23 protein-coding genes are annotated in these 24,026 nt (G+C 75.4%); 9 read left to right on the top strand and 14 right to left on the bottom strand.

Annotated features, from left to right (window positions below):
• Positions 1–55: 55 nt before the first annotated feature.
• The 6 genes from ACFYUY_RS32720 to ACFYUY_RS32695 form a co-directional block, all read right to left on the bottom strand.
• The gene (locus ACFYUY_RS32720; RefSeq protein ID WP_387906031.1) at positions 56–1,411 is read right to left on the bottom strand and encodes a VWA domain-containing protein; all 1,356 of its coding nucleotides are present in this window, start codon (positions 1,409–1,411) and stop codon (positions 56–58) included.
• A 176-nt stretch (positions 1,412–1,587) separates the two neighbouring features.
• Entirely contained in the window at positions 1,588–2,892 is a 1,305-nt protein-coding gene (locus ACFYUY_RS32715; RefSeq protein ID WP_360216980.1) for a protein phosphatase 2C domain-containing protein, read from the bottom strand.
• A 3-nt stretch (positions 2,893–2,895) separates the two neighbouring features.
• Entirely contained in the window at positions 2,896–5,424 is a 2,529-nt protein-coding gene (locus ACFYUY_RS32710; RefSeq protein WP_387906028.1) for a tetratricopeptide repeat protein, read from the bottom strand.
• A gap of 5 nt (positions 5,425–5,429) precedes the next feature.
• The gene (locus ACFYUY_RS32705; RefSeq protein ID WP_360216975.1) at positions 5,430–6,785 is read right to left on the bottom strand and encodes a hypothetical protein; all 1,356 of its coding nucleotides are present in this window, start codon (positions 6,783–6,785) and stop codon (positions 5,430–5,432) included.
• A 181-nt stretch (positions 6,786–6,966) separates the two neighbouring features.
• Complete coding sequence (locus tag ACFYUY_RS32700; protein ID WP_360216972.1) at positions 6,967–7,917, bottom strand: glutamate ABC transporter substrate-binding protein; 951 nt, start codon at positions 7,915–7,917, stop codon at positions 6,967–6,969.
• 14 nt (positions 7,918–7,931) lie between these two features.
• The gene (locus tag ACFYUY_RS32695) at positions 7,932–9,182 is read right to left on the bottom strand and encodes a hypothetical protein (RefSeq protein ID WP_360216969.1); all 1,251 of its coding nucleotides are present in this window, start codon (positions 9,180–9,182) and stop codon (positions 7,932–7,934) included.
• 492 nt (positions 9,183–9,674) lie between these two features.
• Here ACFYUY_RS32695 and ACFYUY_RS32690 point away from each other — a divergent pair, with 492 nt between their 5' ends.
• Positions 9,675–10,250, top strand: a complete 576-nt coding sequence (locus ACFYUY_RS32690) for a nucleosidase (protein ID WP_360216966.1) — start codon at positions 9,675–9,677, stop codon at positions 10,248–10,250.
• A gap of 363 nt (positions 10,251–10,613) precedes the next feature.
• On the opposite strand, the gene ACFYUY_RS32685 is transcribed toward ACFYUY_RS32690, so the two are convergent.
• Positions 10,614–11,186, bottom strand: a complete 573-nt coding sequence (locus ACFYUY_RS32685) for an NADPH-dependent FMN reductase (protein WP_387906025.1) — start codon at positions 11,184–11,186, stop codon at positions 10,614–10,616.
• 183 nt (positions 11,187–11,369) lie between these two features.
• Between ACFYUY_RS32685 and ACFYUY_RS32680 the strand changes: the two genes are divergently transcribed.
• The 3 genes from ACFYUY_RS32680 to ACFYUY_RS32670 all read left to right on the top strand — a co-directional run bounded on the left by ACFYUY_RS32680 (position 11,370) and on the right by ACFYUY_RS32670 (position 14,336).
• On the top strand, positions 11,370–12,263 hold the full coding sequence (locus ACFYUY_RS32680; protein WP_387906022.1) for a pirin family protein: 894 nt from the start codon (positions 11,370–11,372) through the stop codon (positions 12,261–12,263).
• Positions 12,260–13,507 carry an MFS transporter gene (locus ACFYUY_RS32675; protein WP_387906019.1) on the top strand — a complete coding sequence of 416 codons (1,248 nt, stop codon included), beginning with the start codon at positions 12,260–12,262 and terminating at the stop codon, positions 13,505–13,507. Before ACFYUY_RS32680 ends, ACFYUY_RS32675 begins: the two co-directional genes overlap by 4 nt.
• A 154-nt stretch (positions 13,508–13,661) precedes the next feature.
• Entirely contained in the window at positions 13,662–14,336 is a 675-nt protein-coding gene (locus tag ACFYUY_RS32670; protein WP_360216955.1) for a TetR/AcrR family transcriptional regulator, read from the top strand.
• Here the strand turns inward: ACFYUY_RS32670 and ACFYUY_RS32665 are convergent.
• Both ACFYUY_RS32665 and ACFYUY_RS32660 read right to left on the bottom strand, forming a co-directional pair.
• Positions 14,287–15,885 carry an amino acid permease gene (locus ACFYUY_RS32665; RefSeq protein ID WP_387906016.1) on the bottom strand — a complete coding sequence of 533 codons (1,599 nt, stop codon included), beginning with the start codon at positions 15,883–15,885 and terminating at the stop codon, positions 14,287–14,289. The two genes, ACFYUY_RS32670 and ACFYUY_RS32665, sit on opposite strands and share 50 nt — an antisense overlap.
• 185 nt (positions 15,886–16,070) lie before the next feature.
• Complete coding sequence (locus ACFYUY_RS32660) at positions 16,071–16,988, bottom strand: sigma-70 family RNA polymerase sigma factor (RefSeq protein ID WP_360216949.1); 918 nt, start codon at positions 16,986–16,988, stop codon at positions 16,071–16,073.
• A gap of 213 nt (positions 16,989–17,201) precedes the next feature.
• On the opposite strand from ACFYUY_RS32660, the gene ACFYUY_RS32655 reads away from it, so the two are divergent.
• A complete protein-coding gene (locus tag ACFYUY_RS32655) occupies positions 17,202–17,966 on the top strand; it encodes an SDR family oxidoreductase (RefSeq protein WP_387906074.1) in 765 nt (254 codons plus the stop codon).
• Positions 17,967–17,996: 30 nt separating this feature from the next.
• Positions 17,997–18,530: a hypothetical protein gene (locus tag ACFYUY_RS32650; protein WP_387906013.1), complete on the top strand. Its 534-nt coding sequence runs from the start codon at positions 17,997–17,999 to the stop codon at positions 18,528–18,530.
• Positions 18,531–18,638: 108 nt separating this feature from the next.
• On the opposite strand, the gene ACFYUY_RS32645 is transcribed toward ACFYUY_RS32650, so the two are convergent.
• On the bottom strand, positions 18,639–19,235 hold the full coding sequence (locus tag ACFYUY_RS32645; protein WP_387906010.1) for a cysteine hydrolase family protein: 597 nt from the start codon (positions 19,233–19,235) through the stop codon (positions 18,639–18,641).
• A gap of 71 nt (positions 19,236–19,306) precedes the next feature.
• Between ACFYUY_RS32645 and ACFYUY_RS32640 the strand changes: the two genes are divergently transcribed.
• On the top strand, positions 19,307–20,275 hold the full coding sequence (locus tag ACFYUY_RS32640) for a helix-turn-helix domain-containing protein (RefSeq protein ID WP_360216940.1): 969 nt from the start codon (positions 19,307–19,309) through the stop codon (positions 20,273–20,275).
• An 80-nt stretch (positions 20,276–20,355) separates the two neighbouring features.
• Here ACFYUY_RS32640 and ACFYUY_RS32635 read toward each other — a convergent pair whose 3' ends face one another.
• The 4 genes from ACFYUY_RS32635 to ACFYUY_RS32620 form a co-directional block, all read right to left on the bottom strand.
• Positions 20,356–20,826, bottom strand: a complete 471-nt coding sequence (locus ACFYUY_RS32635) for a DoxX family protein (protein WP_387906007.1) — start codon at positions 20,824–20,826, stop codon at positions 20,356–20,358.
• 193 nt (positions 20,827–21,019) lie between these two features.
• On the bottom strand, positions 21,020–21,544 hold the full coding sequence (locus tag ACFYUY_RS32630) for a hypothetical protein (protein WP_387906004.1): 525 nt from the start codon (positions 21,542–21,544) through the stop codon (positions 21,020–21,022).
• 49 nt (positions 21,545–21,593) lie between these two features.
• On the bottom strand, positions 21,594–22,166 hold the full coding sequence (locus ACFYUY_RS32625; RefSeq protein WP_360216931.1) for a hypothetical protein: 573 nt from the start codon (positions 22,164–22,166) through the stop codon (positions 21,594–21,596).
• Between the two features lie 15 nt (positions 22,167–22,181).
• Positions 22,182–22,679 (bottom strand): ATP-binding protein, encoded by a 498-nt coding sequence (locus ACFYUY_RS32620; RefSeq protein ID WP_387906001.1) that lies wholly within the window; start codon positions 22,677–22,679, stop codon positions 22,182–22,184.
• Positions 22,680–22,884: 205 nt separating this feature from the next.
• On the opposite strand from ACFYUY_RS32620, the gene ACFYUY_RS32615 reads away from it, so the two are divergent.
• Complete coding sequence (locus tag ACFYUY_RS32615) at positions 22,885–23,790, top strand: helix-turn-helix domain-containing protein (protein WP_387905999.1); 906 nt, start codon at positions 22,885–22,887, stop codon at positions 23,788–23,790.
• The gene (locus tag ACFYUY_RS32610) at positions 23,744–23,890 is read left to right on the top strand and encodes a DUF397 domain-containing protein (protein ID WP_387906072.1); all 147 of its coding nucleotides are present in this window, start codon (positions 23,744–23,746) and stop codon (positions 23,888–23,890) included. The genes ACFYUY_RS32615 and ACFYUY_RS32610 overlap by 47 nt, the downstream gene beginning before the upstream one ends.
• Positions 23,891–24,026 lie beyond the last annotated feature (136 nt).

Genomic DNA, 24,026 nt, shown 5'->3' with positions numbered 1-24,026 from the left:
AGCCGGCTTGGGGCGGCGTCGCACCGGGTCGTCGGCCCGGTCACGTCTTCAGCGGTCACTTCTTCACACGCACCGTCTTGGTCGACCGGGTCTCAAGGGTCATCGAGTCGGCCTCGCTCACGTTCTTACGGAACCGAACGGTACCCTCCTTCGGGTCGACCACGTCGACCACCTTCTGCAGCAGTTTGTAGGTGCCCTCGTTCCCGGTCGCGTGCGCGATCCGGACGGCGGCGCCCAGCTTGGCGGTCGCGGTGTCGACGTCCCCGGCCCGGTGGGCCTCCAGGCCCTCCTGGATGGAGGAGGCGAGCTCGGCCTGCCCGGTGTAGTGGGCGACCTGCGGGCTGATCCGGGTGGAGGAGGCCAGGTCGTCCGTCCAGACCGCCTTGACGAGCCCCTGCGAGAGCACCTCGGGGGTGCCGCCGCCGACCTGCGGGGGCAGCACCAGGCTGATCCGCGCGGCGAGCATCTCGTTGCCGACCGAGGCGGCCGGGACCTCGACGCAGACGTGGTAGTCGCGGCTCTCGTCGCCCCAGGAGCCGGTGGGGTAGTCGCCGGCCCGGGGGCCGGCCTCGGCACGCCGGGCGGTGAGGTCCTCGACGCTGGGGGCGACCTGCTTGACGAACCTGACGGTGGCGTTGGCCGGGGTCCAGATCCGCAGCGCGACGTCGGCGACCTGCTTGCCCATGGCGCCGGCCATCATCGAGCGGAAGTCCTCGGCCAGGCCGGACGGTTCGGCGACGATGTCGACGGTGCCCAGCAGCGCGGAGGAGATCTTGCGCAGCTCGTCGATCCGCCAGTCGGTGCCGACGCCGCGGCAGTCGGCGGTGAAGTGGCCGCCGACCCGCTCGATGGTGCGCTCCAGGTCGGCCGCGGACTCGTGCTCGTTGTTGCCGTCGGTGAGCAGGACGGCGTGCCGGATGGTGATGTCGCGGCGGGTCAGGAAGAGCTGGTCGGCCTTGGCGAGCCAGCTGCCCATGGCGGTGCCGCCGGCCGCGGTGAGGCGGCGCAGGGCCTCCTTGGCGCGGCCCCGGGTGTCGGCGGAGGCGGTCGCGAGGGTGCCGTCGCCCGGGTAGATGTCGCGGGCCTCGTGGGTGCCGGCGACCACGGCGAAGGCGGTGCCGTCGCGCAGTGCGTCGATGGCGGCGGCGGTGGCCTCCCGGGCCCCGTTGATCTTGGTCTTGGGGTAGTCCATCGAGCCCGAGCAGTCGACCAGGATCACCACGGCCGCGGCGGCGTCGGCGCCCTGCTGGGCCGCGTCCGAGAGGCCGAGCGGGCGGCCGCCGGAGGTGCCGCCGCCGGTCGCGGTGACGGTGACGATGGCGTTGACCTCGCGGGCGCCGTCGGCGAGGTACTCGTTCTGGAAGATGTCCACGTCGAACCTGGGCAGGTTCGGCTTCGCCAGTGTTGCCATGGGCCGGTGGCTCCCGTCAGGTGGTCGGTGCAGGTCGGTGCAGGTCCGTGCGGCTTGGTGCGCCTTGGTGCGGGGCGGTGCAGTGCAGTGCGGGGCGGTGCGGACCGGTCCGTGCGGTCGGCCGCAGCGGGCCCGCCCCCGGTGGGGCGGGCCCGCTGCGGCGACGCGGCGTTCCGTCAGGCCGTCGGCGGGTGCGGCGGCTGGGGCGGGACGACCGGGGCCGCCGGGGCGGCGGGTGCGGCCGGGGGGACCGCCGGGGGTGCGGGCGGGGTCGGCGGCAGCGGGGCGGCGGGGGAGCCGATCACCGGGAGGTCGGGCAGGGTCGGATCGTGGTCCTCCTCGTCCTCGCCGGCCGGGGCGCCCCGCGGGACGACCACGGGCAGGTCGAGGGCGGTGGCCGTCCGCTCGTCCTCGTCGTCGCCGACCGCGCGGGCCGGCGGGTCGATCGGCAGGACGGCGACGGTGATGTTGTCGTGGCCGCCGGCGGCGACCGCGAACTTCACCAGGGTCTGGGCCGCCGCGAGGGGTTCGGTGCGGGCGTCCGGCCGGACGTAGTACGCCAGGTCGGTGGCGGCCTCGGCGTAGTTCCACAGGCCGTCGGTGCAGATCAGCAGCACCCCGGGGACGTGCGGGGTGAAGTCGAGGGTGTGCGGGACGACCTCCTCGGCGTCCGCGCCGAGCCAGCCGGTGATGGCGTGGGCGCGCGGGTCGGCGTAGGCCTCGGCCTCGCCCATCAGCCCGGCCTCGACCATCCGGGCCGCCCAGGAGTCGTCCTGGGTGAGCCGGAACGGCTCGGCGGCGGCGCGGTCGTCCGGGATCCAGTAGGCCCGGGTGTCGCCGACCCAGCCGATGGTGATCCGGCCGCCGGACGCTATCGCGCTGACGTAGGTGCAGGCCGGCGCGTTGAGGTCGGGCCGGGCGGGCCCGGCGCCGTCCGCGGCGAGGTCGGCGACGGCCCGGGCGGCGTCGGCGATGGCCTGGCGCATCGCGGCGGTGGGTTCGCGGCCGGCCTCCAGGGAGGTCAGCAGCGATTCGGAGGCGGCGTCGACGGCGGTCTCGGAGGCCTCGTCGGGGCGGTCGGAGGAGGACACGCCGTCGCACACCACGGCGACCACGACGGGCTCGCCGCCGGGCAGCGACGTCGCGGCGACGGTGAAGGAGTCCTCGTTGCGGTGGTGGCGCACGCCGCGGTCGCTGACCCCGGCGACGCCGCCCAGCGACTTCTCCATGTGGTCGCGCGGGCGCGGCTGGGCCCGGCCGCAGGCCTCGCAGTAGCCGTCGGGGGTGACCTGCGGCCTGCCGCAGTGCGCGCAGCCCGGCCCGTGCTGCGGCGGGACGGTCTCGCCCGGCGCGGCGGTCCAGCTCGCGGGCAGTGCGCCCGGGGCGGGCCGGCCGTCCCGGCCGGCCCCGCAGGCGCCGCAGAAGGCGTCCTCCGGCTCCATCGGCTCGGAACAGCTCGGGCACACGGTCTGCTGTGGCATCGGCTACACCCACGTCCTGGGGCGGGCGCGGTTGGCCCGCTCCACCATCTCGATCCTGGTCTCGGTCCGGTCGGCCAACCGGGCGAGTACCCGGTATGACTGTTCCAGGGCGAACCGCAGTTCCCGCTCCACCGCGGGACGTCCGAGCACCGTGGGGGCGCCGGCCTGGGCGGCACCGGTCGAGCCCGCGGTGACCCAGCCGAGGGCCGCCCCGAACAGTTCGACGGAGAGCTCCTCGCGGCGCCGGTCGTCCAGCCGCAGCGCGGTGAGCTGCGCGGAGCTGGCGCCGAGGTCGGTGGCGAGCGGGTCGGTGGCGGGCCGTTCGCGCAGGCGGGCGCGGACGGCGGCGATCCGGGCGGCGGTGTACTGGCTGGAGGTGGCGGGGACGGACTCCAGGGCCCGGACGGCGCCGGGGCGGTCGTCCTCGGCCAGGCGGACCCGGGCGAGCCCGAACGCGGCGCTCAGGTAGGCCTGGTCGGTGGTCCACACCAGCCGGTAGAACTCGGCCGCGTCGCCGCCGTCGCCGAGCAGTTCGGCGCAGACGGCCAGGGCCAGCTTGGGTGCGGCCTCGCCGGGGAAGGCGTCGTACACCGCGTCGAAGGCCTCCGCGGCGGCCCGTAGGTCCGCGGGGTTCCCGCGCGTGCCGTCGCCGTCCCCGTCGACCGAGGCGACGAGGGCGACCAGCCCGCGGTACCAGACCACCCGCCAGTCGTCGGGGTGGTCGTTCTCCAGGGCGCCGAGTGCGGCCGTGGCCTCGCGGTGGCGGCCGAGTTCGAGCTGGGCGCGCAGTTCGCGCAGTCGGCTCTCGACGGAGAAGGCGGGCGCGCCGGCCAGGGCGGTGAGCGCCTCCTCCGGGTCGGTGGCCAGCAGGGTGGCGAGGAAGCCGGCGTTGGGGTCGTCCGGGTCGACCCGCGGGACGGGCAGGGCGAGGGCGGCGGCGGCCGGGTCGAGGGCGGTCACCAGGAGCTGCCCGGCCTGCTCGGTGGGCATCACCAGTTCGGTGTCGACGACGCGCAGTTCGGGCCCGAAGAGGGTGGACTGGGCCGGTCGGGGGCGCTCGTCCTGGAGGGCCAGGATCTCGCGCAGCACGCCGGTGAGCTGGTCGGCCATCTCCTCGGCGGAGGAGAACCGGCGGGCCGGGTCCGGGTCGGTGGCGCGGACCAGGAAGCGGTAGTAGGACTCGTAGCGGGCGAAGACCTCGACGTCCTCGGGGCCGGGCAGGGTGTCGCGGAACCGCCCGGTGTAGCCCTGGAAGTCGAAGGTGAGCACCGCGAGGGTGCGGGCGACGGTGTAGAGGTCGGAGGCGGGGGAGGGGCCGTCGGCGGCGATCTCCGGGGCCTGGTAGCCGACGGTGCCGTAGATCGGGCCCTCGTCGTCGAAGCGGCGGACGGCGCCCATGTCGATGATCTTCAGCGTGTCGCCGCTCTGGATCACGTTGTCGATCTTGAAGTCGCAGTAGACCAGGCCCCGGCCGTGCAGGTAGCCGAGCGCCGGCAGCGCCTCCAGGGCGTACGCGATCGCCTGCTCGACGGGCAGCGGCTCGCGCCGGTCGTCCGCGGTGCGGCGGTCGTTGGCGATGTCCTTGAGCGACTTGCCGCCGACGTACTCCATCACGATGTAGCCGTCGGTGGAGCCGGTGCGCAGGTCCGGGTGCTCGGCGAAGTTGATGATCCGGACGATGTTCGGGTGGTCCACCTCGGCCAGGAAGCGCCGCTCGGCGACGGCCGCGGCCAGCGCGTCCTCGTCCCCGGTGTCCAGCAGGCCCTTCAGCACCACCCACTTGTCGTTGACCCGCCGGTCCACCGCCAGGTAGATCCAGCCGAGCCCGCCGTGCGCCAGGCAGCCCACCACCTCGTACTGCCCGCCGACCAGGTCCCCCCGGCGCAGCTTGGGCGTGAACGAGTACGGGGTGCCGCACTTGGTGCAGAAGCCGTCCGGCCGGCCCGGCCGGCCGCCCTTCTCCCGGCCCACCGGGGACTCGCACTTGGAGCAGAACCGCTTGCGCTCCGGCACCTGCGGGTTCTCCAGCACCGCCTGCGACGGGTCGGCCGTCTCCACCGTCGGCACGGTGACCAGGCCGGCACCCAGCCGGTTGCGGGTGCCGGCGCTGCCGCTGGCGCGGGTGCTGCGCACCGAGACCGAGCGGCTGCTGCCGGTGCGGGTCGAGCGGTGCGAGCGGGAGCGGCCGGACATCGAACGGGCCGATCCGGTGCGGGAGGAGACCGAGCGGACCGAGCCGCTGCGCCCCGAGTCGGCGGGGACCCGGGCGGAGGGCAGGTGGGGCCGGGTGGCGCCGGTGTCGCCGGCGGGCGGGGTCAGGCCGCACTCGTCGCAGTAGCCGTCGGCGTCGATGCCGCCGGGGCAGTCCCGCGGGCAGGGCGAGCCGGGGCCCGCCACGGCCGGGGCGGCCGGGGCCGCCACCGGGGGCAGGGTGCCGCCGCCCGCCGGGGCGAGCCCGCACTCGTCGCAGTAGCCGTCCTCGTCGATCCTGCCGTCGCCGGAGCACTCCGGCCGTACGCACGTCCCGCCCATCAACCTCAGCCCCCCTGTACCTGTCCGTCGACCGGCGTCGGGCCGGCCGTCTCCGGTGCGGCCCCGGCCTGTGCCGGCCGCAGCGACTGCTGGAAGCGGGCCACCGCGGCGGCCGCCGCCCGCAGGTCGCAGGGCGCGCTCCAGAGCAGCCAGCGCGCCTTCTCGTAGTGCTCGATCACTTCCGGGTCCTCGGAGACCCGCAGCCGGGCCGCCATCGCCTTGTAGGCGTCCAGCCGGCCGCGTAGTTCGGCGCGGACGGCCAGCGGCTGGGTCACCTCGGTGAGCGCCTGCCGGGCGCGGCCGAGCTCCTTGGCCGCGGCGTCCTCCAGCGCGTCCAGCAGCGGCGCCAGCCGGCCCCACTGCCCGGCCTGGCGCAGCTCCAGGGCCGTCACGATCCGTTCCCGCAGGGCCGAGGCCGGGCCGGGCACCGCCGGGACGTCGCTGGCGGCGATCTTCGCCAGCACCTCGCCGCGCGCCCGGCGGGCCTCGGCCAGGGTGGCGTCGGCCCGCTGGAGGAGGTCCCCGACGCCCTGCAGGCGCTCCTCGGCGTCGTCGCGCAGCCGCAGCAGGTCCTCCAGCTCCAGCCGCACGCCGTCCAGGGCCCGCCCGGCCCGGTCGAAGCGCTCGGTGTCCACCACGCCGGCGGGCGTGGCGAAGGCGGTGCCCTCCGGTACGGTGCCGCGCTGGGCGGGCACCCGGGCCGGGCGCCACAGCGCCAGCGGGTCGCCGCGGACCTCGGTGCGCAGCGCGGTGAGGTCGGCCTCCAGCCCGGCGAGGTCGTCGCCCAGCGGGTGGCCGCCGGCCCGCACGCCGAGCGAGGCGGCGAGCGTGCGCACCCGGTGGAGTTCGGCCAGCAGCAGGTCGATCCGGGCCGGCAGCGCCGACCAGACCGCGTCGGCGGCGCTGACCACCTCCAGCACGGTGGCGTACCAGGAGTTCATCCGGGCCATCAGCGCGTCCAGGCTGATCCGCTCGACCAGGCGGGCGGGCGCGCCGAGCAGTTGCGGGCCGTCGGGCAGCGCGCCGCCCGGGACGGTCACCGCGTCGCCGGTCAACAGCTCGCTCAGCTCGGCGAGTTCGGGCGCACCGGGTTTGGCCTTGCGGGCCCGCACGGCGCGCGCCGAGGCCAGCGCCTCCGAGTAGCGGTCGAACAGCGCCCAGAGCAGCGGCAGGCCCTTGCCGGCGACGGACCACTGCTCCAGGGTGCGCCCGGCCAGGTCGGCGCCGTCGAGCAGCCGCAGGCCCGGGTGGTCCTGCAGGGCGAGCAGCGCGGACTCGACCGCGTCGCGCTCCGCGCCGAGGCGCGCCAGCGCGCGGTCCACCTCCTCCCGGCTCAGTACCGGGCCAGCCGATGCCGCCACCGCGGTGTCCTTCCTTCCTCGCGTGCGATCCCGTCCTGCGATCCCACGACAGCCCCCGTGCCCACCGGCGGTCTCCCCGCGGTGATCGTCCCGAACCCTAGCCGGTGGCCCCGCGGCGGGTGCGGGCGCGGGGCGTCGGTGGTGCCGGCCCCGCCCCGCCCGCCGCCCGCCCGCGGGCCGGTCAGTGTGCCACCGGCCAGTAGTGGTCGGCGTCGTTGACCATGTAGGGCTTGAGCCAGCGGTCGTACGAGCTGCGCCAGGCGCCGCTCGCGTAGTAGTCGGCCAGCACCTGGTTGACCCGGGCGGTCAGGTCGGGGCTGGTCTTGAGCATCGCGACGCCGATCACCTCGGGCTGCGCCTCGCCGTCCACGATCCGCACGGTCTGGTCCTGGGCGGCCTGGCCGGCCGCCAGGCCGTCGTCGGTCATGGTGGCGTCGACCTTGCCGAGCTGCATCAGGACCAGGCAGTCCAGCTGGTTCTCGACGGTGACGACCTGCCTGGCGGTCTTCTTGCCGTCCAGGACGTTCCAGGCCGTCGAGCCCTTGGCGGCGCAGACCGTCCGGTCCTTGACCGCGTCGTCGACGTTCTTCGCCGGGGAGGCCTTCGGCACCAGCACCCGCTGGGTGATGCTGAAGTACGGCTTGGAGAAGGCGACGTCCTCCATCCGCTTGCAGTTGATCGTCATGGTGCGGACGATCAGGTCGACCCGCCCCTTCTGGACGGCGTCGACCCGGTCCGCGGTCGCCACCGGCTTGAGCACCACCTTGTCGGCGTCGCCCATGACGGCGGTGCCGATCGCCCGCGCGAGGTCGATGTCGAAGCCCTCGATCTGGCCGGTGTTCGGGTTGCGGGCGCCCCAGCGGTAGCTGTTCTGGTCCACACCGATGACCAGGCTGCGCCGGGCCTTGATCGCCTTCACCGCCGGGCCGTCCTCGGTGCTCGGCGGCACGCTCTTGTACACGTCGCAGTCGGCCTGGTCCTGCGTTGTCCGCTGGTCCTGCCGCACGGTCTGCGGCGCGCCGGCGGCGACGGGCGCGGCGCCGGACGGGCCGCCCCCGCCGAGCACGGCCGCACCGGCGGCGAGCAGCGCCAGCACGGCGGCCGGCCGGCCCGTTCGGGTCCTCTTGCGCATCTGTCGTCCCCCCTCTACCGGTACTCGGCCAGTCGTCGGCCCAGGCCCCGCAGCGCGGCGGCCGCGGCGACCAGGCCCAGCACCGCGACGGCGACGGCCGTGGTGCGCAGGTCCCCGTCGACGCCCTTCGCGGACGCCAGGAACCGCTCCTGCTCGGCGTCGGCCGCCTTGGCGAGCGCCTGGTCGGTGCCGTTGAAGGCGGCGTCGGCGGTGGTGGTGGCGCCGACGGCCGAGACGGTCGCGTCCAGGGCGCCCTGGTAGTCGGCCCGGTCGACCTCCGCCTTCCGCGCGGAGGTGTGCCGCTCGTCCCAGACGGCGTACTGCGCGCGGGCGTCGGCGACCAGCGACCGGGCCTGCGGCGGCGCCAGCCGGAAGGCCTCCGGCAGCGTGCCGACCAGCTGGTCCACCGGGGTGTCGGCGGGCGCACTGGCGGACAGGTGCTGGGTGGTCTTGAGCCACTGGTCGGTGTACCTGGTGGTGGAGCCGCGGGCGACGAAGTTCAGGTTCTCGGCGAGCCGGGCGGTCAGCACGTCCACCCGGGCGGCGTTGAGCGCGCGCAGCGGGGTCGCGCCCTCGCGGTCGCTCTGCTTGAGCGCCGCGCTGGCGGTCAGGCCGGTGACGGTGAGCCAGAGCGCGCCGGCCAGGACGGCGGCGGTGGCGCCGAGCAGGCCGGGGTTGAAGACCCGGTTGGTGCGGCGGAACAGCGTCAGCTGCACCCAGACCAGGGCGGCGAGGGTGAGCAGCGCCAGGACGTACGCCCCCCACGGCACCGCCTTGGCCTCGGCGTAGTCGGCGGCCAGTTCGCCGTTCTCGATGGTGGTCAGTTCGGCGGCGGCCGGCAGCAGCTGGGTCTGCATCTGCTCGGAGGCGTACCGCAGGTAGGCGCCGCCGAGCGGGAAGCCCTGCCGGTTGTTCGTCCGGGCGCTCTCCACCAGGCCGGAGTAGAGCGGGAGTTGTTGGTTGATCCGGGCGAGCGAGCCCTGTGCGGGGGAGGTCGCGGTGGTCCGGGCGGCGGCGTCGGCGATCAGCTTGGCGGCCGTGGCGAGGTCCTGCTCGTAGCGGTCCCGGACGGCCTTCGGCTCGGCGCCGGCCAGCAGGAAGCCGGTGGCCGCGGTGGTGTCGGCGTCGGCCAGCGAGCGGTGGATGTCGGCGGCGGCCTGGCTCAGCGGCTGGCTGTAGGAGACCACCCGCTGGGCGGCCTGCGCCCGGGTCTCCAGCTGCCAGGCCGTCAGCGCGCCGAAGGCCACCGTCAGCGCGGCGAGCACCGCGCCGGCCAGTCGCAGCCGGCCCGGGGCCGTCCGGGCGGCCCGCGCGAGCCGCCCCCGCAGCCCGCGCGGTGCGGGTGGGCCCGCGGCGGGGCGGCGCGCGGGCGCACCGCCGGGTCCGGACGCCGTGGCGCCCGGTGGACCGTTCGGCCGTGTCCGGACCGCGGCGCCCGGTGCGCCGGTACCTCCTGGTGTCGCCACCCGCCTCACCCTCCCCTGGGGCCGGCCCGTCATCCGGGCGCGGCCGATGCCAGCAGTATGGCCGTGACTCCCCCCGGCCACACCCGACTTGCGCCGATCTTGAGTTTCCGGTGCACGGTTCGAGGCTTCGCCGCGGTGCCGCCCCGGGCGCCTCGGCGGCCGCGCGGGGCGGGCGGCGTACCGTCCGACGCCGGACGCACCCCGTGCGGTTCCCCGGGCGGTCCGGAGCGCCGGGGTCCGCCCGGGTGCGCGCTCCCGCTGCGGGCCGGACGCTCTCCGTACGATGGGCGCATGCGCCTGCTTGGAACGATCTCGCCCGACCGCCCGCTGCTCGTCGTCGCCGTCCGCGAGGAGGCCGCCCACCTGGACGGCCGGCTGCCCGTCCTGCTCACCGGCATCGGGAAGATCAACGCCACCTCGGCGCTGGCCACCGTCCTCGCGCAGGGCGAGCGGCCGTCCGAGGTGGTCAACCTGGGCACCGCCGGCGCGCTGCGCCCCGGTTGGGAGGGCACCCACCACGTGGTCCAGGTGATCCAGCACGACCTCGACACCCCCGCCCTGTACGAGCTCACCGGGCGCACCTACGGCGCCCCGCTGGTGGTGGGCCGGGGCCAGGGGCCGGTGCTGGCCACCGGCGACCTCTTCGTCTCCGACCCGGCGGCCCGCGCCCGGCTGGCCGAGCACGCCGACCTGGTCGACATGGAGGGTTACGCCGTCGCGGTGGTCGCCCACCGTGCCGGGCTGCCGGTGCGCCTGGTCAAGCACGTCAGTGACGAGGCCGGCGAGGGCGCGGCGCACAGCTGGCGCGAGTCCGTCGACGTCTGCGCCCGCCACCTCGCCGACTGGGTCGCCGCGCAGGGCTGGTGACGTTCCAGCCGGTGACGTTCCCGCGGTGACGTTCCACCGGTGCGGAATCCGCGGTGGCGCGGTGACCGGTGACACCGCGCCGCCCCGGCCGCCCGACCGGACCGGTGCGGGAGGCGTGACGAAGCCCGCCGAGCGCTTGCTCGGCGGGCTTCGTGCCGCGTGGGGGCGGTGGGTTTCGGGGTGCGGGTGCAGGCCGTGGACGCGGCTGCGGGTGCCGGGCCGGGGCAGGCCGCGGCGGGCGCGGGGCCGGGCCGGGGCGAGCCGGGGCGGGGTGGGTCCTCGGAGCCGGGGCAGGCCGGGGCGGGCGCGGGGCCGGGCCGGGGCGAGCCGGGGCGGGGTGCCGGAGGGGCCGGGGGAGGGGCGTCAGGCGCGGGCGGCGTCGATCTTGTCCTGCAGGGCGGTCAGCAGGTCCTTGAGGATGCCGATGGTGCCCTCGTCGACGAGGGTGCCCTCGCCGTCGAAGCGCTCGTGGGAGCGGAAGGCGACGAGTTCGGGCTTGGCCACCACGTCGCTGTCGGTGCAGAGGAAGATCTGGCGCAGCGCCAGCTGGGCGCGGACGGAGCCGAAGCTGCCCGGCGCGGCGCCCATGATCGCGGTGGGCTTGTGGCGCAGCGGGACGCCCTCGGTCCGGCTCCAGTCGGTGCTCAGCCAGTCCAGGGCGTTCTTGAGGACGCCGGGGACGGAGTAGTTGAACTCCGGGGTGGCGACGAGCAGGCCGTCCGCGGCGGAGACCGCCCGGCGCAGCTCCTCGACGACGGCCGGGCGCAGGCCGGGGTGGTCCAGGTCGTAGTCGTACGGGGGTATCTCGCGCAGGCCGTCGTAGATCTCGATCTCCATGCCGGCCGGGTCGAACGCCTGGGCGGCGCGCAGGAGTGCGGTGTTGTGCGAGTCGGCGCGCAGCGAGCCGGAGAGGGCGAAGACCTTGGACGCGGTCATGGCGGTGCTCCTTGCGGGTGGATGTGGGTGGTGGCACGGACGGCCGGCCGGACCGCCCGGTGCGGGGCGGGAGTCGGGCCGGCGGTCCTTCCGACGCCGAGAAATCTAAACGGTTCAGTTCAGTACGTCAACCAGACGGTTCAGTCTTGACTCTGAACTGAATCGTGTAGTTCAGTCTTGGGCATGACGACGACTCAGCTCGCCGCGGCCCAGGCCGCCCCCGTCCGCTCGACCACCACCGTCATCGATCCCGTGCACACCTTCGAGGGCGCCGGCTTCCCCGTCCGCCGCCCGTTCCCGGTGGCCGAGCTCCCGATGCTGGACCCGTTCCTGATGGTCGACCAGACCGGCCCGCTGCTGCTCGCCCCCGGCGAGGCCAAGGGCGCCCCCGCCCACCCGCACCGCGGCTTCGAGGCGGTCTCCTACCTCATCGAGGGCTCGATGGACTGGGCGGACTCGACCGGCCGGCGCGGCACCAGCGTCGCCGGCGAGGTCGAGTGGCTCACCGCCGGCGCCGGCATCGTGCACTCCAACGAGCCGACCGCCGACCTGCTCGCCCGCGGCGGCCGCCAGCACATGCTCCAGATCTGGGTGAACCTGCCCGCCCGGCTGAAGGACCTCCCGGCCCGCAGCCAGAACCAGGGGCCCGACACCATCCCGGTGGTGCGCACCGGGGACGGCAGCGCGGTCAAGGTGATCGCGGGCCGTAGCCACGGCGTGGCCGGGCCGTTCGAGACCCACCTGCCGGTCCTGCTCGCGCACGCCGTGCTGCCCGCCGGCGGGCAGGTCGAGTTCACCGTGCCGGCGGGCCACAACGCCGCCGTCTACGTGCTCTCCGGCGCCGTCGAACTGCCCGACGCGCCGCTGGCGGACGGTCAGCTCGCGGTGCTGGCGCACGACGGCGAGCGGATCGCCGTCGCCGCGCCGGGCGGCCCGGCCGAGGTGCTGGTCCTGGCCGGCGAGCCGATCGGCGAGCCGGTGGCCCGTGGCGGCCCGTTCGTGATGAACACCGCGGCCGAGCTCCGGCAGGCCCAACTCGACTTCTCGAACGGCAAGTTCGGGAGGATCCCGGAATGAGCCCGGGAGTGCTGGACACGGCGGCCGGGGCGGGCGCGCCCCCGGCGGAGCCGTCGGCGGGCAGCGCCGGCCGGGGCGTACGGGGGTCGCTCCGGACCGGCCTGCTGCTCGCGGCGGTCGCCGCACCCGGGGCCGCCGGGCTCTCCAGTCCGAGCCTCGTCCTGCCCGCCGTCGCGCGCGAACTGCACACCGGCCTCGACTCCGCGTCCTGGCTGATGAGCGGCTACGGCCTCGGCATGATGCTCGGCACCCCGCTGCTCACCGGCACCGCCGGTCGGCGCGGCCCGCGGGCGCTGCTGCTCGCCTCCGCGGCGGCGCTGCTGCTCGGCGTGCTGGTCACGCTGGCCGCCGGGGCGGAGCTCGGCCCGCTGGTCGCGGGGCGCGCACTGCAGGCGGTCGGCGCGGCCGGGTTCAACGTGGCCGCCTTCCAGCTGGCCGCGCGCCGGCCGGACGGGCGGGCCTCCGGGCTCGTCGCGATCGGCAGCGCGGCGGGCGGCACCGCCGGGCTGTTCATCGGTGCGGCGGTGGCGGCCGGGCTGGGCTGGCGGGCCTGCCTGGTGCTCCCGGTGCTGACCCTGGCGGTGCTGCCGGCCGCGCTGCGCGCGTGCGCCGGGGCGGTGGCGGACCGGGTGGCGGAGCCGGCGCCGGACCCGGGGTCGCGGGGCGGTGCCACAGCGGCCGACGGGCCCGCGGGTCGCGGCTTCCTCGGCCTGGACGCCCTGGCGGTGCCGCGCTTCCGGGCCGTCGCCGGCGTGATGCTCGTCCTGGCGACCGTCAACTTCGGCCTGGTCTACGGCGCCCCGCGCCGGGCCGCCGCGCTGACCGGCTGGACCGCCGTCCAGACCGGGGCCGTCGGCTCGCTCGCCACCCTGACCGGCGCACTGCTCTCCTGGTCGCTGGTGCGCGCCGCGCCCCGGCTGGGCCTGCGGCGCACCGCCGGCCTGCTGCTCGGCGGCTCGTTCGCCGCGCTCGCCCTCGCCGCGTCCAGCCCCTGGGCGCCGCTGGTGCTGCTGGGTGCGGGCGCCAGCGCCTGCGTCAACGCGGGCGGCCAGGGCGTCCTGACCGGCGCCGCGGCCGAGGCCGTCGCGCCGCCCCGGCGGTCGGAGGCGATCGGGCTGTTCAACCTGGTGTTCCTGCTCGGCGCGGCGCTCGGCCCGCAGCTGGCGGCACTCGCCCCGCGCCTGGCGGAGTTCGGCGAGCGGATCGCCGGGCTGGGCCCGCACTTCGCCTCACTGGTGCACTGACCGGTCGCGGCGCCGGCCGCGGGCGGGTGCGCCGGCGAGGCGGAACGCGCTCCGTCGGCACCCTGCCGGGCGCCGCCACGCGATCCGACCGAACGGTTCAGTTTCCTATACTGGCCCGTACCGTCTCCCCCCGAGCACCCCGAGGAGAACCCCGATGGCCGCCGACAACCCCGGGCCGATCGACGAGTTCGGCATCCCGATCATCCCGAGCCCGGTCGACGCCGCCCAGCGCAAGCGGCAGGCGATCATCGACGCGGCCCTGGTCGAGTTCCTGAAGGAGGGCTACTCCGCGGCCTCGATGGACGCCATCACCGCGCGCTCCGGCGTCTCCAAGGCGACCATCTACAAGCACTTCGGCAACAAGGAGCGGCTCTTCCTCGCGGTGATCGGCGGCATACTGCCGACCACCTACGAGGACCTCAAGCCGTGGAACTCCACCATCGCCGAGGCCGACGACCTGCGCTCCGCGCTGATCACGCTCACCCTCGACTGGACCCGCATCCTGCTGCGCCCCGACATCATGTCGCTGCGCCGGCTGGTGATCGGCGAGATCGACCGCTTCCCGCAGCTGGGCCAGCTCTGGTACCGGGTCAGCTACGACATGAACAACGGCCCGCTGATCGAGGCCTTCGCCGAACTGGACCGCCGCGGCGTGCTCGCCGTGGAGGACCCGGTGCTGGCCGTGCAGCAGCTGGTCGCCTGCACGGTGGGCGTGCCGCAGCTGGTGCGGACGTTCCGCCCGGAGGCCGACCTGGACGAGGCCGGGATGCACCGGATGATCAGCTCCGGGGTCGACCTGTTCCTGGCCCGGTACGCGCGGGAGCGGTGACCGCGGCGACGGCGGAGGTCCGGGCGTCCGGAGCGGCGGCCGTGCCGGCCTCCGGACGGGCGTCCTGAGCGGCGGTCGGCCCAGTCTCCGGAAGGGCGTCCGCAGCGGCGCCCGGCCCGCGACGGCGCCGCCGCAGCCCGGCCACCAGCAGCAGCACCGCCGTCCACGCGCCCGTGCACAGCACCTGGCTGCGGCTGCCCGGGTCCACCAGCATGAACACCAGCACCCCGGCCATCGCCGCCAGCGCCAGGTAGCCCAGGTACGGCAAGCCCCGCATCGGGGTCGCCGGCCCGGGCCCGCCCCGCTCGGGCCCGCGCTCCTGCTCGGGCCCCCCGGGGCGTCGCCGCCGGCCGTGCAGCCGCAGGTGGGAGGCGGCGATCAGGATCCAGACGACCAGGATCGCCGTCCCGATCGAGTTCAGCAGGAACGGGAAGACGGTCCGCGGCCACAGCAGGCTGAGCACCACCGAGGCGAAGCCGAACGCGGCCGAGGCGAGCACGGCGCGGCCGGTGCCGGTCGGGGCGCCGCTGCCACCGGTGACGCCGTCCGGGGCACCGCCCGGGGCACCGCCGGGGGCGGCCGCCCGGCCGCGGCCGGTCAGCAGGCGCGGGGCGTCGCCGCGGGCGGCGAGGGCGTGCAGCATCCGCGAGGAGCCGTAGATGTTGGCGTTCATCGCGGACAGCAGGGCCACCAGCACCACGGCGTTCATCAGCTGCGCCGCGCCCGGCACCCCGATCCGGCCGATCGCCGCCGCGTACGGACCGGCCGCGACCGCCGGGTCGTCCCAGGGCACCACGGCGACGATCACCGCCATCGAGCCGACGTAGAACAGCGCCACCCGCCACAGCACCGTGCGCACCGCCCGGCGCACCGCGGCCACCGGATCCGCGCACTCGGCGGCGGCGATCGTCACCGTCTCCAGCCCGCCGTACGCGAACACCGCCGCGATCGTGCCCACCGCGACCCCGTGCCAGCCGTGCGGCAGCAGGCCGCCGTGGGCGCTCAGGTGCTCCGCGGCCGGGGCCCGGCCGGTGAGCACGGCGGCGGCGCCGAGCAGGATGAACGCGCAGATCGAGGCCGCCTTCACACCGGCGAACCAGAACTCCAGCTCTCCGAAGTGCCGCACGCCCGCCAGGTTCGTCCCGGTGAACAGCGCCATGAACGCCGCCACCCACACCCAGGCCGGCACCTGGGGCAGCCATCCCGCCACGATCCGGGACGCCCCGATCGCCTCCGCGGCCACGCTCACCACCAGCAGCGCCCAGTACATCCAGCCGGCCAGCAGCCCGGCCCAGGGCCCCCAGGCGCGGGTGGCGTGCGCGGAGAACGACCCGGAGCCGGGGTGGGCGGCGGACATCTCGCCGAGCATCCGCATGACCAGGACGGTGAGCGCCCCGGCCACGACGTACGACACCACGATCCCGGGCCCCGCTGCGGCGATGCCGACGCCGGAGCCGACGAACAGCCCGGCTCCGATCGCCCCGCCCAGCGCGATCATGGCGATGTGACGCTGTCTCAGCCCACGACTGACCGACCGGTCCTCGGACATCACGGCTCCCCCCGTTGTGATCCAACCGGGGGAGATCCTGGCCCGGACCGCCCGTCGTGATCAAGTCCTCCGGCCGGTCCGACCGAGGTGTGGACACCCGCCGACCGCGGCCCGGGGCGGCCGGCGGCCGGGGAGAGCCCCGCCGCCGGCCGCGTCGCGCCCCCTCGACTCCGGAAGCGCGCCCCTCAGCCCCGGAAGGCCGTGACGTCCAGCAGCGCCAGCCGGTCCGGGTCGGTGAGCACGTCGATCGCGGCGATCGCGCCGTCCACCACGGTGAACGCCATGACGGAGATCGTCCGGCCGCCGTCGTCGATCACCACCGCGCCCGCGACGCCGTTGACCAGCGCGGGACGCGCGAACGGCGACAGCGTGCCCCACAGGACGGCCTGCCCCGCCACCTCGGCCGCACCGGAGAGCACCACCGTCTGCCGGACCCGCACGCCCGCACCGCCGTCCGAGCGCAGCACCACGTCCGGATCGAGCACGGCCAGCAGCGCGTTCAGGTCACCGTTGCGGGCGGCGGCGTAGAACGCGTCCACCGCGACCCGCTGCCGGCCCAGGTCGGGATCGGGCGCCGGCGCCTGCCCCTGCACCCGGCGGCGGGCTCGGCTGGCCAGCTGGCGGGTCGCGGCCGAGGTCCGCTCGATCAGCGGGGCGATCTCCTCGAACGGCACCGAGAACATGTCGTGCAGGACGAAGGCGACCCGCTCCGCGGGGGACAGCGACTCCATCACCACCATCAGCGCCAGCCCGACCGAGTCCGCGAGCATCACCTCCTGCTCAGGGTCGACCACGCCCTCGCGCCGCAGCAGCGGGTCCGGGATCCGCACCTGGTCGGAGCCGCCGGGTTCCAGCGGCTCCTCACGGCGGTGCGCCCGCTCGCGCAGCAGGTTCAGACACACCCGGGACACGACGGTGGTCAGCCAGCCGGCGAGGTTCGCGACGTCCCCGGTGTCGGTGCGGTCGTACCGCAGCCAGGTCTCCTGGACGGCGTCCTCGGCCTCGCTGATCGAGCCGAGCATCCGGTACGCCACGGCCCGCAGTCTGGGCCGGTGGGCCTCGAAGAGCCCGGCCGGATCCTGTGCGGAAGATTTTCCGTCCACCCGTGTCACATTCCTTCGTCGCCGTGGGTCAGTACAGCAGGAGCCACCAAACAACGGCTGCGGCGCGGAGATCAACTCCCCGCCCGGGACGAATCGGAGACGATCGTGACGAAGAACCCCAACGCAGGCACCCCGGCGAACGGCACCCCCGCGAACGGCACCCCGGCGAACGGCACCCCGGCGAACGGCACCCCCGCGAACGGCACCCCCGTCCTGGTGACCGGTGGCACCGGCACCCTCGGCCGCCGGGTCGTGCCGCTGCTGCGCGCGGCCGGCCGGGAGGTCCGGGTCCTCAGCCGGCACGACCGCGAGCCCGCCGACGGCGTGACGTACGTGCGCTGCGACCTGCTCGGTGATCCGGCCGCCGCCGCGGCCGGCCTGGACGAGGCGCTGGCCGGCGTGCACACCGTGCTGCACCTGGCCGGCGGCCCCAAGGGCGACGACGCCGCCACCCGCGTCCTGGTCGAGGCCGCCCGGCGGGCCGGGGTGGGGCACCTGGTGTACATCTCGGTGATCGCCGCCGACCGGATCCCGCTCGGCTACTTCCGGGCCAAGCACGCGGCCGAGGAGGCGGTGGCCGGTTCGGGCCTGCCGTACACCGTCCTGCGGGCGGCGCAGTTCCACGACCTGGCGTTCACCGTGGTCGAGAAGATGGCGAAGCTGCCGCTCGTCCCGGCCCCCGGCGGCGTCCGGTGGCAGCCCGTGGACGTCCGGGAGGTCGCGGCCCGGCTGGTCGAGCTGGCACTGGACGCGCCCGCCGGGATGGTCCCCGACCTGGCCGGTCCGACGGTGTACGAGATGGGCGAGCTGACCCGCGGCTACCTGGAGGCGCAGGGCCGCAGCCGCCGCCACCTGCGTCTGCGGGTGCCGGGCAGGCTCGGCCGCGCCTACCGCGCCGGGGACAACCTCACCCTGGCCGGGGCCGAACTCGGCCACCGCACCTGGGAGGCGTACCTGGCCGAGCGGCTGGCCGCCTGAGTGTCGCCGCCGGCCCGTAGGGTGGCCGCCATGCCGACCACCACCCCGCTGCTCGACGCCATCCGAGCCGACCAGGCCGCCCTCGACTACCTGCTCTGGCCGGGCGACTTCGACCTCCGGCACTACCCGCACGTCGAGGAGGTCGTGCTCGCCTCGGGCGAGGCCCTGGAGCCGGTGGGCAAGGACGGCGCGGGCGGCACCTTCTTCCTCTGCGGCGAGGGCGGCGAGGAACGCCCCGTGCTGTACGCCGACTCCGAGGGCGGCGCGGCGCTGCTGGCCGTCGGCCTGCCGGAGCTGGTCCGGCTGCTGCTGGCCGTGCCGTGGTGGCGGGACTGCCCGCGGCTGACCGCGGAGGAGAGCGCGGAGGCCGCGCAGGAGTATCTGGAGGACGAGCCCGGCCTGCTCGCCGACCGGGACGCGGCAGCAGCCGCCCTCGGTCTCGAAGTCCCCTCGGAGGCGGCCGCGTTGGCCCGGCTGCGGGAGGTGGCGACCGGCCTGGGGAGCGGGTACGTCCTGCTCAACGCCGAGGAGGGCACCGCCTACGCGCCGCTGTTCCGGGCCTGAGGCCTCCTGGTCGCTCCGGTCCTGAGCCCGCCCGGTCGCTCCGGGGATCGTGCGCCCCGGACCCTGCGCCCGTGGGGCCGTGCGCCCGAGGCGCCGTGCGTCCCGGCGTCAGGCCTTGGCCGCGGTGAGGACGGCCTCCGTGGTCACCACCTTGGCGAAGCGCATCGCGTGCAGCACCGTCGCCGTGGCGCGGGCGAGTTCGGCGGCGGGGACGGTCGTGCCGTCGGGCCCGGTCAGGTCGAAGGCGTGCATGGCGTCGGTGGGGAAGACCGCGTCGTAGCCGAGGTTGCCGGCCATCCGGGCGGTGGTCTCGCAGCACACGTTGGTGATGATCCCGGTGACCACCACCTGGCGGGCGCCGCGCTCCTGCAGCCAGGCGTGCAGGTCGGGGGTGCCGTAGAAGGCGCTGTTCACGGTCTTGGTGACGTGCAGTGCGGGCGTGACCTCCGCGACGAAGTCCTTCAGCTCGTAGCCGGGTGTCCCCGGTGCCAGCGGTCCGGAGGAGGAGCCGTGCTGCACCGTGACGATCGGACGGCCGGTGGCCTGCCAGGCGGCGATGAGGTCGGCGATCCGCTGCTCGGCCTGCGGGTTGTCGCGCGGGCCCCAGGAGGCCTCGTCCTCGAAGCCCTTCTGGACGTCGATCAGGAGCAGGACGGCGTCGGGGTCGAGGGCGAGCGGGGCGTCGAAGGCGTCGGTGTTCGTCATGCGTCCATCGTGCGGTCCGGTGCCGGGGGCCGGTGAGGGGAGCGGATGCCATCCATCGATAGATTCCTGCCATGCGAACGGTGGGTTGCCTGATCTTCGACGGGGTGCGGGCCTTCGACTACGCGGTGATCGGGGAGGTGTGGGCCAACCGGTCCGCCCGGCCCGGCCTCCCGGCCTTCGACCTGCGCGTCTGCGGCCCGGACGGCGCCCGGGTACGGCTCGGCGGAGGGCTCGAACGGGTCCCGGACGCCGGCCTGGCGGCGCTGGTGGACTGCGACCTGGTCGTCGTCCCCGGCATCGAGGACCCGGCAGCGACCCGCGACCCCGCCGTGCACGCCGCCCTGCGGGCCGTCCGCGCCGCCGGCATCCCGATCGCCTCGCTGTGCGCGGGCGCCTTCGTGCTCGCCGAGGCCGGACTGCTGGACGGCCGGGAGGCCACCACCCACTGGGCCCACGCTCCCGAACTCGCCCGCCGCCACCCGGCGGTGACCGTCCGCCCCGAGGTGCTCTTCACGGGCGGCGACGGCCTCTGGACCTCCGCGGGCGTCGCGGCGGGCATCGACCTCTGCCTGCACCTGGTCCGCGCCGCGCACGGCCAGCGGGCCGCCGCCACGATCGCCCGCACCATGGTCACCGCGCCCTTCCGGGCCGGCGGCCAGGCGCAGTTCATCCCCACGCCCGTCCCCGACGAGCCCGCCGACGACCCGCTCGCCCGGGCCCGCGCCGAGGTCCTCGCCGCCCTGGACACCCCGTGGACGGTCCGCCGGATGGCCGCCACGGCCCTGATGTCCGAACGCACCTTCGCGCGCCGCTTCACCGCCGCCACCGGCACCACCCCGCTGCGCTGGCTGCTCGACCAGCGCGTCCTCACGGCCCAGCGCCTGCTGGAGGAGACCGACCTGCCCGTGGACACCGTCGCCACCCGCTGCGGCTTCGGCTCCGCGGTCTCGCTGCGCCCGGTCTTCACGGCCCGGGTCGGCGTCGCCCCGCGCGACTACCGGCGGGCCTTCCGCGGGCGGGAGGAGGGGCGGGAGGACTGACCGTCGGCCGTTCCGGGCCCGTTCGACGTCGGGGTGCCCCGGCCGGGGCACCCCGGGCCGGTGCGGGCCGCCCCGCCCGGTCAGCGCCGGCGGCCGAGCAGCGCGGCGGTCTCGGCGCGCCGGTTCCAGGCGATCACGGCCAGCGGCACCATGAACAGGAACGGGGTTCCGGCGTTCTCGCCGTGCATTGCGGTGAGCTGGGTGACGAACGCGCAGGCCAGGAAGAGGATCAGCGCGCTCGCGGCCGGCCCGGCGAGCCGGCGCAGCAGCAGGCCGACGGCTCCGGCCAGCTCCACCAGCCCGGTCAGGTACATGAACCAGTGGCCCGCGCCGATGGCGTCGAAGACGGTCGTGGCGGCGGGCAGCGCGAGCAGCTTGGGCAGTGCGCTGGCCAGGGCGAAGAAGAGCGCGAGCAGGATCCGCAGCGTCCAGACCGTCCGGACCACGGCCTTGCCGGGCCGGGTGGGGGTCGCCGTGGCGGTGGCAGTGGCAGTGACAGTGGTGGTGGCGGTGGTGGTGGCGGTGGTGGTCGCGGTGGCGGTGTTGGACATCTCAGGTCTCCCCGGTCGGCTGGCGTGGGCTTTCTCAGGTTTGACCGCCGCCACCGCCCGAACTCATCGGTCCCGGAGAAAAAACTTCTGCCGCCGGAGAGGAGCGGGGTGGCGGCCCTCAGCGCCGCCACCCCGATGGGTTCTCGGCACCCGGGTGGTGGTTCGTTGAGCCAAACCCCACCTTGGGGTGAACTCAGCCCGCCGCCGGCCGTCGGAGGACGAGGTCGGTGACGGCCGCCCAGTGCTCGGCCGGCGCGGTGACGATCACGTAGCCCTGCTGGCCGGGGAGTCGGGGGACCAGGGCGCTCAGGCAGCCCAGGCTGTGCTGGACCTCGACGGGGACGGCCTCGCCGTCGAGCCGGACCAGCCCGGGCGTGGGCGGCGCGTCGATCGGGGCCGGGCCGACACTCGGGTCGAGGCGGTCGGAGTTGCCGAGGAAGTTCGAGAGCTGGCTCTCCGGGGTCGTGGAGGACTTCACCCGGTGGTGCTCCGGGACGGGCCGGGAGGTCTGCACGATCGCCACGAGCTCGCGGCCCAGGTGGTAGTTCAGGTCGAGGTGGCAGAGGTGGCCGTCGCTGCTCTGGCGCCCCAGGAGGGCGAACCACCCGGGCGGCGGGTCACGGAGGACGGCGATCCGCCCACCCCACTCCTCGGCCGTCTGGCGGTCGGCGGGGACGTGGCGGTCGTGACGGTCGTGCGGGCGGTCGCTGCGGAACACGGATTCCCCCAACGGTCGGGTGGTGCACGGGCGTTCGCCCAGTAGACCATCACCCGGCGGGAGTGGCGGTGGCGGCGGTCCGCGCGCGTTCCCGGCAGCGGGCCAGCGCGGGCCCGACCCGCGGGTCCGGGGCGTCGGCGGCCCGGAGCAGCTCCCCGGCGGTGACGAGGGAGGCCCAGTAGTGGGCCGGGTCGCCGGTGGAGGGGTGGGGATCGGTGGCCGCGAGGGAGAGGTAGGCGGCCGCCAGGTTCCCGGTGACGAACCAGCGGGCCAGCCCGTGCTGGTGGCCCGCGCGGATCCCGCCCAGCGCGTCGATCGCGGCGAGGAAGAGGTCGACGACGGCCCGGCCGCGCGGGTCCAGCGGCTGGGGGACGTCGAACACGCCCAGGGCTTCGAGCAGTTCACCGGTGTCCGCCTCGCCACCAGGGCGGGCGCCGGCGAGCAGGGCGTCGAAGCAGTCGTCGAGGCGGTGGTTCACCTCGACGGCCGGGATGTCGAGGGCGGAGCAGACCGCGCGGGCGGAGCGCAACGGCTCCCGGGTGCGGCGGGCCAGCTCGGCGTAGGCCTCGGCGGGCGTGGCGCCGGCGTCGAGCAGATGGCGGGCGGTGGCGGCGAGTCGCATGGTGGTGGGGGGCTTTCAGACGGCGAGGGCGGTGAGGGTGGTGTCGGCAGCGGTGACGGCGAGGGGGAGGGCCGGGGCGATCAGCGCCCAGACGAACTTGCCGACCCCGCCCGCGCGGGGACAGCACCCCCAGCGCTCCGCGAGCTGCTCGATGAGGAAGAGGCCGCGCCCGCGCTCGTCCTCGAGCACCGGGGAGTGGAGCGAGGGGCGTCCGCCGCCGGCGTCGTGGACCTCCAGGCGGAGGAGGCCGTTGACGAGGGCGAAGCGCACCTCGATCAGCCGGTCGGCCGGGGCGTCGGAGTGCTGGACGGCGTTGGCGAAGAGTTCGCCGAGGAGGAGCTCGGCGACGTCGGCGTAGCGGTCGCCGGCGGGCAGCGCCGAGAGGTAGGCGCGCAGCAACTGCCGGGCCACCGGCGCCGAGCCGGCACGGGAGTCCAGCCGCGCGGCGAAGGTCCGGGGGCGGTGGTGGTGGTGGCGGGGGCCGGCGTCGGGGTGGGGGCACGTTGTGGGCATGGCGAGGCACCTCGGGGGCGGAGGGGAGCGAGAGGGGAGCGCGCAATCACGCTATGCATGCAGAGTGCTGCACTGAGGTCTCAATCATCGCGTTGCCGGAGTTACGGTGGCGACCAAATCAACGTGTGGAGACCGCTGGCACCTGAGGGGGAAACGCGTGGCACATCGGCGCCTTGAGACCGCACCGACGTCCAGCCCGGCAGAGATGTTCGGCGAAGCCCTCCGCTATGCGCGCGAACGGGCGGGCTATACGCAGGAGGAGCTCGGCGCATTCCTGAACTTCCACCGCACGGTGATCACACGCTTCGAGGGCGGCAAGCGGCCGATGGACCGGGACACCGTCGGAAGGGCCGACGAAGTGCTCTCCATGGGAGGCCTGCTGGTCCGACTCTGGGAGCGAGTGGACTGGCAAGCGGACATCGAGCGCCCGGACTGGTTCGAAACGTTCATGGAGTTGGAGGAGGAGGCCGCGGCGGTCCGGGTGCTTCAATACGCCCGGGTCAACGGCCTGCTGCAGTGCGAGGCGTACCTTCGAGCGATGTTCGCCACCGGAAACGCGCGCAACAATCCCAAGCTGTTCGCCGAGCGAGTTGCGACCCGGATGGGGCGGCAGGGCCGCTTCCTGGCTCCCGATGGTCCAACGTTGCTGGTGGTTCTCGACGAGGGCGCCATCCGTTCGGTCGTGGGCGGCCCAGGTGTGATGAGACAGCAGATGGAACACCTGCTCGCAGTGACCGAGCGGTCGAACATCTTTCTCCAGGTGGCGCCGTTCGACTGTCCCGCGCCGGCGTCGCCGTCCGCCTCCATGGTCCTACTGCTGATGCCGGACGGGAAGGAGTGGGTCTACTCCGAGAGTCTGTATCGCGGGCATTTCAGTGACGTGCCGTCAATTGTCGAGGGTTCTCGCCGAGACTTCGACCTCGTGCGCGCAGGTGTACTCTCGCTGGGGGAATCTCGTGCCCTGATCGCCGATGCGATGGAGGAGTACCGCTTTGCAGAACGCCGATCTCAGGAAGGCTGCTTGGCGCAAGAGCAGCTACAGCGCGGGCGACGCGGGAGAGTGCATCGAGGTAGCCCCCGGATCCCTCCCCGGCGCCGTCCCGGTCCGTGACTCCAAGGACCCCCAAGGCCCGGTCCTCACCTTCCCCGCCGCTTCCTGGCAGGCCTTCGTCGCCGCGGTCCGCGCGGGGCACCTCCCGATCGAGGGCTGACACCGAACCCACCACACCGTCGGGGGGGGGGGGGGGGGGGGTGGGCGGGCCCCCCCCCCGGGGGGGGCGGGCGGCGGGGCGGGGGGGGGGGGGGGCGGCCCCCGCGGGCGGCGCGGGGGGGGGCGGGGCGGTTGGC

Source organism: Kitasatospora sp. NPDC004745, assembly GCF_042873275.1.
Lineage (GTDB): Bacteria > Actinomycetota > Actinomycetes > Streptomycetales > Streptomycetaceae > Kitasatospora.
The sequence above is the reverse complement of the archived record's forward strand: the minus strand, read 5'-3'. Positions and strand labels throughout refer to the sequence as shown.